Source organism: Burkholderia sp. 9775_39 (genome assembly GCF_015712225.1).
Classification (GTDB): domain Bacteria; phylum Pseudomonadota; class Gammaproteobacteria; order Burkholderiales; family Burkholderiaceae; genus Burkholderia; species Burkholderia cenocepacia.
This window is the reverse complement of record NZ_JACCQC010000058.1, coordinates 1-11,037: the sequence shown is the minus strand read 5'-3', so window position 1 is coordinate 11,037 and position 11,037 is coordinate 1. Positions and strand designations below refer to the sequence as shown.

Genomic DNA, 11,037 nt, shown 5'->3' with positions numbered 1-11,037 from the left:
GCCCTGCCCCGCCCGCACCCCGTGAACCCGGCATCGCCGAACGCGCATTCGGCGCCGCGCGCGACTGGCTGCTCGGCGGCAACACGGTCGTGCGCGTCGGGATCATCGTGCTGTTCTTCGGCGTCGCGTTCCTGCTCAAGTACGCGGCCGACAACGACATGCTGCCGATCGAGTTCCGCCTCGCGGGCACGGCGCTCGCCGCGGCTGCGCTGCTCGCGATCGGCTGGCGCGTGCGGGCGCGTCGCGCCGCGTACGGCCTCGTGCTGCAAGGCGGCGGCGTCGGCATCCTGTACCTGACGATCTTCGCCGCGACCAAGCTGTATGCATTGCTGCCCGTCGGCGCCGCGTTCCCGCTGATGGTCGCGGTCTGCGCGCTGAGCGCGTTCCTCGCGGTGCGGCAGAACGCGCTGCCGCTCGCATTCATGGGCAGCGCGGGCGGCTTCCTCGCGCCGATCCTGCTGTCGACCGGCCAGGGCAACCATGTCGCGCTGTTCAGCTACTACGCACTGCTGAACGCAGGGATCTTCGCGATCGCGTGGTTCAAGGCGTGGCGCCCGCTGAACCTGCTCGGCTTCGTGTTCACGTTCACGATCGGCTCCGCGTGGGGCGTGACCGCCTATCGTCCCGCGCTGTTCGCGAGCACCGAGCCGTTCCTCATCCTGTTCTTCCTGATGTATGTCGGCATCGCGCTGCTGTATGCGGTGAAACGCGAACTCGCGCTGCGACACTACGTGGACGGCACGCTCGTGTTCGGCACGCCGATCGTCGCGACCGCGCTGCAGGCGTCGCTCGTCAAAGGCATGCCGTTCGGGCTCGCGTGGAGCGCGGTCGCGCTGTCGGCGTTCTACGTCGCGGTCGCCGCATGGCTCGCGCGCCGCCGCGACCGCCTCGGCCTGCTGTTCGAATCGATGCTCGCGCTCGCGGTGATCTTCGCGACGCTCGCAGTGCCGCTCGCGTTTTCGGGGCCGACGACCAGCGCCGCGTGGGCCATCGAAGGCGCGGCCGTCGTGTGGCTCGGCGTGCGCCAGAAGCGCCTGCTCGCGTTCGGCTTCGGGCTGCTGATGCAGGTCGCCGCGGCCGGCGCGTTCTTCACGAGCCTGCTGGGCCCGGCCGACACGGCCGCGCTGCCGGTGCTCAACAGCCCGTATATCGCGATGCTGCTGATCGCGCTCGCCGGCCTGTTCACCGGCTGGTGGCTGCACGGGCGCGGCGAAGCGCGCGCGTGGCACGCGTGGATGCCGGAGATCGGTGTCGCGGCCGCCGCGTGGGGGCTGCTGTGGTGGGTCAGCGGCGGGCTGCACGAGATCCTCGTCTATGCGAGCCGCCATGTCGACCTGCATGCCGACCGCTTCGTCGTCGATACGACCGCGCTGTTCGCGGCCGGCACCGCATGGCTCGCGCACGTCGCGCGCCGCCGGCTCGCATGGCCGCTCGCCGAATGGCCCGCGCTCGCGCTCACGCCGGTGCTGGCGCTGCTCGCGCTGCGCGCGTTCGACGCGCACGAAGCGCCGCTGTCGGGCATGGGCGCGTTCGCGTGGCCGATCGCCGTCGGCGCGGGGCTCGCGCTGCTGTGGCGCCAGTCGCGCGGCACGACCGGCGCCGCCGCCGCGAACGGCACGGCGTCCGCCGTTGCAGCAGGCATTCTCGCGCCGCTGCATACGCTGACGTTCTGGACCCTGTGCGGACTGTTCTCGCTCGAGGGTTTCTGGCGCCTGCGCACGTTCGTCCCGGAAGGCGCGTGGAGCTGGAGCGCATGGGCGTACGGCTTCGGCGCGCTGCTCCTGCTCGTATCGGGCCCCGGCTCGCGCCTGCGCTGGCCGGTCGCCGCGTTCCCGCGTGCGTATCAGGTGTGGGGAGCCGCGCCGCTCGCCGCGCTGCTGTGGCTGTGGAGCATCGCCAGCACGGCGAGCGACGGCGACGCCTCTCCGCTCTTCTGGCTGCCGCTGCTCAATCCGCTCGACGTCGCGCAGGGTCTCGTGTTCGTCGCATTCGTCGCGTGGCTGCGTCGCCTGAAATCGCTCGGCCTCGCGTGGCATCCGCGCGTCGTCGACTATATGGCGATCGCGACCGTATTCCTGTGGTTCAACGCGCTGATGCTGCGCACGCTGCATCACCGCTTCAACCTGGGCTACGACATCGATACCGTGCTGTCGTCGTTCGGCATCCAGCAGGTGTTCATGGTCGGCTGGAGCCTGTTCGCATTCGCCGGAATGTGGCTCACGCGCCGCGACGGCATCGCCCGCCTCTGTGCGTTCGCGTCGCTGCCGCTGATCGTCGTGATGTGGGCGTGGACCTTCTACGCGAACTTCACGCAGGACGGCGGAAGCTGGGCGCGCGTGCCGCTGTTCAATCCGCTCGATCTCGTGCTCGCGGTCGTCTATGCGCTCGCCGCGTCGTGGTTCGTGCGCGCGCGCAGGCTCGGCTGGTCGTTCGACGCGTATCGCGTCGAGTTGCTGGGTGCGGGCGGCGCGACCGGGTTCCTGTGGCTGAACGCGATCCTGCTGCGCACGCTGCATCACTGGGCCGGCGTGCCGTACGAATTCGGCGCGATGGCGGAGTCGACGCTCGTGCAGGCGTCGGTGTCCGTGTACTGGACGGTCTGCGCGCTCGCAATCACGATCTGGGCCACGCGCCGCGGGCTGCGACCGCTGTGGTTCATCGGCGCCGCGCTGCTCGCGCTCACGGTCGTCAAGCTGTTCCTGTTCGACCTGTCGCACGTCACCGGCATCGAGCGCATCGTGTCGTTCATCGGTATCGGCGTGCTGCTGCTGTTGATCGGCTATTTCTCGCCGCTGCCGCCGAAGGCCGCCGCGCAACAGGACGGCCAGCCATGAAACGACTCGCCGCCCTGTTCGGGCTGAGCCTGCTCGCGTCGTTCGCGGCAGCCGACGGCGCGCCGAACGCCGGCCGCGTCACGCAGCGCTTCGCGCTCGACCTCGACGGCAGCGCCGCGTATTACCAGCTCACCGTGCCACAGCCCGTGTATGCGGCGAGCCGGCGCGACGACCTCGGCGACGTGCGCGTCTTCAACGGCGCGGGCGAGCCGGTGCCGTACTCGCTCGATGCACCCGCCGCGGCCGCATCCGGCGTGCCGCCGTCCCGCACGCCGGTGCACTGGTTCCCGCTGCCGCCCGTCCGCGCGGAACACGGCAATGCGCCGCTCGGCGTGACGGTCGGCCCGGACGGCGCGCTGCGCGCGGCCGTCGCGACGCCTTCGCACGGCAGGCACGGCGCGGATCTCGTCGACCTGTCGCATGCCGACGGCAGCATCGATGCACTGCTCGTGCACGTGGACGACGACAGCTACCAGGGGCGCGTGTCCGTCGAAGCCAGCGACGACCTGCGCAGTTGGCGAGCGCTCGGCAGCACGCAGTTGCTGAAGGTCGGCCGCGGCAACGACATGCTGGTGCAGGAGCGCATCGCGCTCGAAGGCGCGGCGCCGCGCTACCTGCGGCTCGACTGGCTCGACGGCGCGCCCGCGATCGCGTCGATCGACGTCGAGACGCATCCGCGCGACGCGCGCGGCACCGACACGGCGTCCGTGCCGCGCCAGTGGCGCGATGCCGTGCGGATACGCGCCGGCGGTGCGCCCGGCGAGTATCTGTTCGACACCGACGGCGCGTATCCGGTCGACCGCGTGCGCATCGACCTGCCGCAGCCGAACACCGTCGCGCGCGCGACACTGCAAAGCCGCGCCGATGCGCAGGTGCCGTGGCGCGACGTCGCGTCCGCCGTGCTGTTCCGGCTGCAGGGCAAGGGCGGCGAGCAGCGCAATCCGCCGTTCGAGTTCGTCGCGAATACGGATCGCGCGTGGCGAATCGTCGTCGACATGCGCAACGGCGGGCTCGGCGGCGGCCAGCCGGCCGTCGCGATCGGCTGGCATCCGGCCGCGCTGACCTTCGTCGCGCGCGGCACGCCGCCGTTTACGCTCGGCGTCGGCGATGCGTCGCTCGTGTCGTCGGCCGTGAGCCGCGACGCACTGCTGGTCGGCATGGCGCCGGAAGTGCGGCCCGCCCGCGTCGGCGCGGCGCTGCCGGTGTCCGCGGTCGCGCCGGCGGCAGCCGCCGATGCGGATGCCGGGCGCCGCTACGTGCTGTGGGGCGCACTGGTGATTGCGGTCGGCGTGCTCGGCGCGATCGCATGGCGCCTCGCGAAAGGCGGCGGCGAGACGCGCGACCGCGCCGAATGACGCAAACACGCGTTTGCGTGCCGCTCGACGCGGCGTTCATCGAGCAGGTTCGTTCCTTCGGCCATCGCGGCGCGTGACCGCACCGGTTCATCGAGCGATCCGCGCCCCGTCTTCGCGGGAAGGCCGCGCGACGCGCCTGCGGCACGAGCAGGCGCCCTGCCCGCCGCTATCGCGCCACGAAGCGGCCGTGCTGACGCGGCCGCCACGGCGACGACCGACGACTGGCCGCACCGGCCGCACCGGCCGCTCGGCGCGCCGCGAAACGTCCGGCGCGACGCCAGCCCGACTCGCGCCGGGCCATCGCGACGATGCGCGGCGCCCACGCCTGCATGACACGCCGCACCGCCGCCACGCGCGCAGCCAGCCGCGCTGCCGGCAACACGCGGCGTGCCGCACGTGCAACGGGCCGTTTGCACAGGATCGCGCTGTCGTAGCACTTGCCGGCGAAGCGCATCACGTCGACCACCTCGAAACCCTGCGCGCCATAGAATGCCAGCAGGTGCGCAGCAGGATGCGGCGTATCGAGCGCGAGCAGCGCATAGCCGCGCAACGCGGCCCACTGCTCGGCGAACGACAGCAGCAACGCGCCGATCCCGCGACTCTGGCAAGCCGGGTCCACCGCCACCTGACGCACGCTCGCGACGCCTTCGCGCCGGTACAACGAGCAGGCCGACGACGGATCGGTCGCATACAGCGTGGCCGTGCCGACGACACGCCCGCCGCACACGGCGACATAGCATTCGCCCGCTTCCGCGCGGCGGCGCGTGACGTCTTCGTCCTGATCGACGCACGTGCAATTGAGCCCCATCGCACCGAGTCGCGCGAACGCGCGGTGCAGCATCGGCGTGAGTTGTGCATAGCTGTCGACTGCCGGATCGAAACGCCGGACGATCACCCGATCGGCACACACCAAAGGCGGTGCGGCAGGGGTGCGTTCGGCGATCGCGTTCCAGGGTATCGACATGGCCAGGCTCCGTGGTGAAGATGCACGAAGTCTAGGAGCGCGCCGGCAGCCGTCGCAAGAAAAAATGTCGTAAAAATCCCGGGGTAGCGCGGGTGGCGGAGGACGTGGTGGAGACGGTGCGTTCCGATGCAGCGTGCGCGTCTTGGCGAACGCATCGAAGCACCGGTCGTTGTTCGCGCAAGCAACCGAGCACGCCATGAAGTCGCGCGGCGAGGCCCGTCCCCGGCGCGCACGCCGTTGACACGTGCCATCCCACACTCCAGACTCGCTGCTCCGTCACCGCATCGCGAGCGCCCATGATCACCTGCTTCCTTCGCTACGTCGTCGATCCGTACAAACTCGTCGAATTCGAAACCTACGGCAAGATGTGGATTCCGCTCGTCGAGCAGTTCGGCGGCACGCATCACGGTTACTTCCTGCCGTCCGAAGGCGCGAGCAACATCGCGCTCGCGATGTTCTCGTTCCCGAGCCTCGCCGAATACGAGCGTTACCGCGAACGCTCGAAGGACGATCCGGCCTGCCAGGCCGCGTTCCGCTACGCGGAGGAAACGCGCTGCATCGTCAGCTACGAGCGCAGCTTCTTCCGGCCGGTGTTCGAGTAACGGGCCGCGCCGCCGCGCATCGCACCCCGTTTTCCGGTCGAGGACGAAAAAAAGCCCCGCCTGCATCCGCGCGGCGGGGCCAACCCATGTCAGTAGAGACATCATGGAGGAGACGAGTCCATCTTATCGACCGTGGCGCACCGTCCCAACCAAGCATTTCTGCTATCGATCTGCGCGGCCGCGCACACGATTGCCCCCGCCACGCGGCATATCGATAGAACGAAAAGTCGTTTTCAGAGTGGCGACGGGGTCGTTACCATCTGGTTTTAAGCCTGTGCTTAGCCGGGCAAGCCAATCCCAGGAGCGCCCCTTGACTGCATTCGATCAACACCGCCGCCCGTTCGTCGTCGGCATCGGCGGGACCACCCGAGCCGCATCGTCCACCGAACGCGCACTGTCGTTCGCACTGCGCGGCGCGCAGGCCGCCGGCGCACGCACGCGCCTGTTCGACGGCCCGTTCCTGCATACGCTGCCGCACTACGCCCCCGAACACAAAACGCTGACCGACGCGCAGCGCGAGCTGATCGACGCCGTGCGCCAGGCCGACGCGATCATCATCGCGACGCCCGGCTATCACGGCGGCGTGTCCGGTCTCGTGAAGAACGCGCTCGACACGCTCGAGGAACTGCGCGCGGACGAACGCCCGTATCTCGACGGCCGCGCGGTCGGCCTGATCGTCACCGCGTACGGCTGGCAGGCGGCCGGCACCGTGCTGACGTCGCTGCGCTCGATCGTTCATGCGCTGCGCGGCTGGCCGACGCCGTTCGGCGCAACCGTCAACACGCTGGAAACGCGCTTCGAAAGCGCCGACAGCTGCTCGGATCCGAAGGTGGCGGCACAGCTCGAGACAGTCGGCGCGCAAGCGGCCGAATTCGCGCTCGCGTTCGCGTCGCATCGTGCGGCCTCGCACGCGGCCTCGGTCGATGCGCTCGCGCCCGTACTGAAGGTCGCCAACCAGTAACCCCCGTATTCCGCCGCGCGGCCCTGATCGACAAGATTCGACAGGGCCGCGCGGCGCGTCTTCCCGCGCATGGCGATGTGCCGGACGCGCCGTCTTCGCCTCTCGCACATACCGTTTCCGCGTACCACCCCGATAACGATTCAGCCCGCCGCGTGATTTGCATTGGCCGAAAGATTGGTTCACGCCGCCGGCAGGTTTTCGTACGCTGAAAGTCCGAACTTTTTCCGCGCACGCCATGAACCGTACGATCCGCTACAAGGGCTATGAAGTCGCTCCCGCTGCCGCCCGGTTGCCGAACGGGCTGTTCGCCGCCAACCTGACCATCGAACGCGCGAGCGGCGGGCCGTCGCCGCGCTCCGTGTCGTTCGACGCCATCGATTTCTTCTTCGAGGAAGAACACGCCCTCGCCTACGCGTCGCGCTGGGGCCGCCTCTGGGTCGACACGAACGCGTGACATCCGCGGGGGCCGGCGTGCCCATGGCCGCTCGAAAATACGCGATGACGGAAGCTGTGCAAGAATCTTTCGATCCGTAATCGCATAACAATAGCCATGACTGACACGCTGCAGGAAGAGCATGCAGCCGCAGATCACGCGATGCGCAACTGGACCTTCGAGAGGCAAGGTTCGGTCCGGATCGGTTCCGATGCGCACAAGCAGATGTTCTGTCGGATGCTGCTCGACACACACAACCCGTACAAGCCGGCCGTGATCGACTGGCCGGCACTCCAGCCGGCCGAACTCAGGCGGCTCACGTCGCTGCCGATCTGGGACATCGCGGTGCAAACCGAAGGCCGCGCGTCGATCCGCGTGGCGACCTACGCCGCGACGGTCGACGATCCGCTGCTGCGCCGCGCGCTCGAGATGGACGGCGGCGAGGAAGCCCGCCACAAGGTCGTGCTGTCGAAGCTCGTCGAGGCGTACGGCATCCAGTTGGCGCCCGAGCCGCCCTATCCGGCACCGAAGGACCCCGAATGGTCGTGGATGATGACGGGCTTCAGCGAATGCATCGACAGCTTTTTCGCGTTCGGCCTGTTCCGCTCCGCGCAGCGCTCCGGCTATTTCCCGCCCGAACTGGTCGAAACCTTCGAGCCCGTGATCCAGGAAGAAGGCCGCCACATCCTGTTCTTCGTGAACTGGTACGCGTGGTACTGGCGCACGATGCCGTGGTGGCGCCGGCCGTGGTTCTTCGCACGCGTGGCGGCCGTGTGGGTGCAACTGATCCGCGACCGCATGAGCATCGCGCGCGGCATCGATGCCGACGGCGCCGCGCGTGACGCGAATTTCCCGGCTACCGGCACCGCCGACATCGGCGATGCGCTGAACCCGCGCGAGCTGATCGAGCTGTGTCTCGCGGAGAACGACCGGCGGATGGCCGGATACGACAAGCGCCTGCTGCGCCCGATGTTCGTGCCGCGGATGGCGCGGTTCGCGCTGCGGTTTCTGAAGAAGTGAAGTCGAAGGCTTGCCGCCGGTCATGCGGCAAGCCCCCGGTTGGGTCCACGCCCGTGGACCGAATGTGGCGTGCGCGACACATTCGATCAATCCCTATTTTTCTTCGACACGTCGATCCGCCGATGGCATGACGGACAAATTGCCGCACCCTCGATCTGACATTTCGGCCGCCGCCGACCCGACGCCGACCTGCGGTCTTTGACGACCTGTCGACACACCCCGCGAAACAGCCGCTCCCCCTGCCTGCTCGACTTCCGGCGTGCGTACCGATTCCGCCTTAACACCGATACCAACGCGATCGTCAATAGGACAAATCCGATAAATTTCCGCGAATTGTTTCATTTGTCGCTCCGTAGCACTTTTTTACAACTTCGACGGATCGGGCGGCCCGGAACGCCCGTCGCACGGGCCCCCGCGCCGGGCTGGATGCGCAGATCGGCACAACCCAATGCGCCTCGTGCCAGGTAAATTCGATTATAAAATAATCTCCAAATACAAAAACCAATTCAATTTACACCAAACATTTAACAAGTTAATAATTAGGCAAATATATTATCTCGTCATAGCCAAACAATCCTTACTGAAATGAAAGAATGCAGGGTTGCGCAAACGTTTGCTATTTCATTTGTCTTACTTTTGAGTCGATTCGATCTGTTGCCCATCGCACACAACCATCGTAAGCCATTGATTTTTATATATAATGTAGCGTCTCGCCAGAAAAATTCAAACCCTACACGACACATTCTTACATCTTTCAAATTCATTCACACCCAGTACATCAAAACTCGATGCATTAACCATTCTTTAACTTTCAAAACGGTTCATTTATCACTGTTTGTCAATCTCTAAAATCCTCCTCCAATAAACTCCGCCCATCAATTTTGAGATTCGCGCGAGCGCACGGAGTAACCCTCTAACAAAAGAGACCGGTGTGTGGCGTGCACATTTGGAGGTAGCAGGACATGAACCGCACATACCGCTCGATCTGGAACGAAGCGCTTGGCGCCTGGGTCGCGGCATCGGAACACGATTCGGCACGGGGCAAGCCGAACAAGTCGGCCGTCACTGCCGCAGTATTGGCCGCCGTCGCAATGCTCCCGTCGCTCGCCGGCGCCAATACCTTCGTTCCAGGCACGACGAACGGTAGCCAATTCACCGTTTCGTCGTGTACGTCGAGCGGTGGCAACGGCACCGTCGGCCGCACGACGACAGGCAACACCAATGCCTATCCCGTCGACGGATCCGGCACTTACTCCACGGTTGCGGGCTGCAACTCCAGCGGCAACAACAATCTCGCGGCCACTGTTTATGGTGCATTCGCGCAAGTGACCGGCACCGGTGGTACGGCGACGGGCTTCCTGTCATCTGCTGCGCTCTGGGGCACGTCCGCCGGTCTCGAGTCGACCGCCAGCGGCGCCGGTTCTACCGCGCTCGGCTTCGGGGCAACGGCCAACGCATTGAATTCGGTCGCAATCGGCGGTGCAGCCGGTAATGGCACCACCCCGCTTTCATATGCGAACTCGACCATCGCTTCGGGCGCCGGCGCGGTCGCAATCGGCAGCAACGCGACGAAGGGCGCGCAGTCCGCCGCGTCGGACGGTATCGCGATCGGCGGGCAGTCGTCCGTCGTGTCGGCCGCCACGTCGGGTATTGCAGTTGGCCGTGGTGCGACGGTCAATGGTGCGTATGGCATCGCGCAAGGCGACGGCGTCGTCTCCGGCGCAACGGGCCGAAACGTGGCAATCGGCTCGTCGGGCACGACGGCGAACAGCGCGACCTCGGCCGGCGGCGCGGTCGCGATCGGCCGAGGCCAGAGCGCAAGCGGCGACGGCGCCGTTGCGATCGGCGATCCGAACAGCGCGACCGGCACGGGCGCGCTGGCAATCGGCGCGAACGACACGTCGAACGGCTCCGGCGCCATCGCGCTCGGCAACAGCAACTCGGCGAGCGGCACGGGCTCCGTGGCGCTCGGCAACAGCAGCACGGCGACCAACAGTTCCGTCGCCATCGGCAGCTCGGCCTCGGCGACGGGTACCAACGGTGCGATTGCCGTCGGCAATGCGGCAACCGCGAACGGCACCGGCGCGATCGCGCTCGGTAACGTCGGCAGCTTTGCCGCCAACTCGATCGCAAGCGGTACGGACGCACTCGCGCTCGGTAACGGCTCGACGGCCAGCGGCAGCGCCGGCGCGGTCGCGGTCGGCGCGGCAGCCGTGGCGTCCGGAAGCTACGGCACGGCACTCGGTTCGAATTCGACCGCGAGCGTCGCAAACTCGGTCGCCCTCGGCTACAACGCGCTGACGACCAGTGCGGCAACGGCGACGTCCGGCGGCACCACCACCGTCAGCAGCGCCACGATCGGCGGTCAGACGTTCGGCAACTTCGCCGGCGCCAATTCGGCGGGCGGTGTCGTCAGCGTCGGGCAGTCGGGCTCGGAACGCCGTATCCAGAACGTCGCGGCGGGCCTCGTCACGGCCACCAGCACCGACGCGATCAACGGCAGCCAGCTCTATTCGGTTGCGAGCACGACGACGTCGAGCATCACGAGTCTGTCGACGTCGGCTTCGACGGGTCTGTCGTCGGCTAATAGCTCGATCACGTCGCTGTCGACTTCGACTTCGACCGGCATCAACTCGCTGTCCACCGGCCTCAGCTCGGCAAACAGCTCGGTTACGTCGCTTTCGACTTCCACGTCGACGGGTCTCTCCTCGGCTAATAGCTCGATCGGCTCTCTCTCGACCTCGACCTCGACCGGCATCAACTCGCTGTCCACCGGCCTCAGCTCGGCTAACAGCTCGGTTACGTCGTTGTCGTCTTCCACGTCGACCGGCCTCTCGTCGGCTAACAGCTCGATCACGTCGCTGTCGA

9 protein-coding genes are annotated in these 11,037 nt (G+C 67.2%); 7 read left to right on the top strand and 2 right to left on the bottom strand.

Annotation, left to right across the window (positions count from 1 at the left end):
* Positions 1–2,834 (top strand): DUF2339 domain-containing protein (locus tag H0X90_RS35155; protein ID WP_077215864.1); only part of this gene is annotated, 2,834 nt, incomplete at its 5' end.
* Positions 2,831–4,189 carry a DUF3999 domain-containing protein gene (locus H0X90_RS35150; RefSeq protein WP_077189934.1) on the top strand — a complete coding sequence of 453 codons (1,359 nt, stop codon included), beginning with the start codon at positions 2,831–2,833 and terminating at the stop codon, positions 4,187–4,189. The genes H0X90_RS35155 and H0X90_RS35150, both read left to right, overlap by 4 nt.
* 166 nt (positions 4,190–4,355) lie before the next feature.
* On the opposite strand, the gene H0X90_RS35145 is transcribed toward H0X90_RS35150, so the two are convergent.
* Positions 4,356–5,153, bottom strand: coding sequence for a GNAT family N-acetyltransferase (locus H0X90_RS35145; protein ID WP_006496810.1), 798 nt, complete (start codon positions 5,151–5,153; stop codon positions 4,356–4,358).
* Positions 5,154–5,449: 296 nt separating this feature from the next.
* Here H0X90_RS35145 and H0X90_RS35140 point away from each other — a divergent pair, with 296 nt between their 5' ends.
* The 4 genes from H0X90_RS35140 to H0X90_RS35125 all read left to right on the top strand — a co-directional run bounded on the left by H0X90_RS35140 (position 5,450) and on the right by H0X90_RS35125 (position 8,169).
* Positions 5,450–5,755 (top strand): NIPSNAP family protein, encoded by a 306-nt coding sequence (locus tag H0X90_RS35140; RefSeq protein WP_006490913.1) that lies wholly within the window; start codon positions 5,450–5,452, stop codon positions 5,753–5,755.
* Between the two features lie 310 nt (positions 5,756–6,065).
* On the top strand, positions 6,066–6,716 hold the full coding sequence (locus H0X90_RS35135; RefSeq protein ID WP_077188640.1) for an NADPH-dependent FMN reductase: 651 nt from the start codon (positions 6,066–6,068) through the stop codon (positions 6,714–6,716).
* A 235-nt stretch (positions 6,717–6,951) separates the two neighbouring features.
* Positions 6,952–7,170 carry a hypothetical protein gene (locus H0X90_RS35130; RefSeq protein ID WP_006480563.1) on the top strand — a complete coding sequence of 73 codons (219 nt, stop codon included), beginning with the start codon at positions 6,952–6,954 and terminating at the stop codon, positions 7,168–7,170.
* Positions 7,171–7,266: 96 nt separating this feature from the next.
* On the top strand, positions 7,267–8,169 hold the full coding sequence (locus H0X90_RS35125) for a hypothetical protein (RefSeq protein ID WP_006490910.1): 903 nt from the start codon (positions 7,267–7,269) through the stop codon (positions 8,167–8,169).
* 93 nt (positions 8,170–8,262) lie between these two features.
* Here H0X90_RS35125 and H0X90_RS35120 read toward each other — a convergent pair whose 3' ends face one another.
* Positions 8,263–8,511 carry a hypothetical protein gene (locus H0X90_RS35120; protein ID WP_077189933.1) on the bottom strand — a complete coding sequence of 83 codons (249 nt, stop codon included), beginning with the start codon at positions 8,509–8,511 and terminating at the stop codon, positions 8,263–8,265.
* 620 nt (positions 8,512–9,131) lie between these two features.
* Here H0X90_RS35120 and H0X90_RS35115 point away from each other — a divergent pair.
* On the top strand, positions 9,132–11,037 hold a 1,906-nt coding region (locus tag H0X90_RS35115), incomplete at its 3' end, for an ESPR-type extended signal peptide-containing protein (protein WP_269065275.1).

Bases quoted from the DNA above. Each gene is read 5' to 3' on its own strand.
- H0X90_RS35150 (WP_077189934.1), top strand. From the start codon at position 2,831: ATGAAACGACTCGCCGCCCTGTTCGGGCTGAGCCTGCTCGCGTCGTTC.
- H0X90_RS35145 (WP_006496810.1), bottom strand. From the start codon at position 5,153: ATGTCGATACCCTGGAACGCGATCGCCGAACGCACCCCTGCCGCACCG.
- H0X90_RS35140 (WP_006490913.1), top strand. From the start codon at position 5,450: ATGATCACCTGCTTCCTTCGCTACGTCGTCGATCCGTACAAACTCGTC.
- H0X90_RS35130 (WP_006480563.1), top strand. From the start codon at position 6,952: ATGAACCGTACGATCCGCTACAAGGGCTATGAAGTCGCTCCCGCTGCC.
- H0X90_RS35125 (WP_006490910.1), top strand. From the start codon at position 7,267: ATGACTGACACGCTGCAGGAAGAGCATGCAGCCGCAGATCACGCGATG.
- H0X90_RS35120 (WP_077189933.1), bottom strand. From the start codon at position 8,511: ATGAAACAATTCGCGGAAATTTATCGGATTTGTCCTATTGACGATCGC.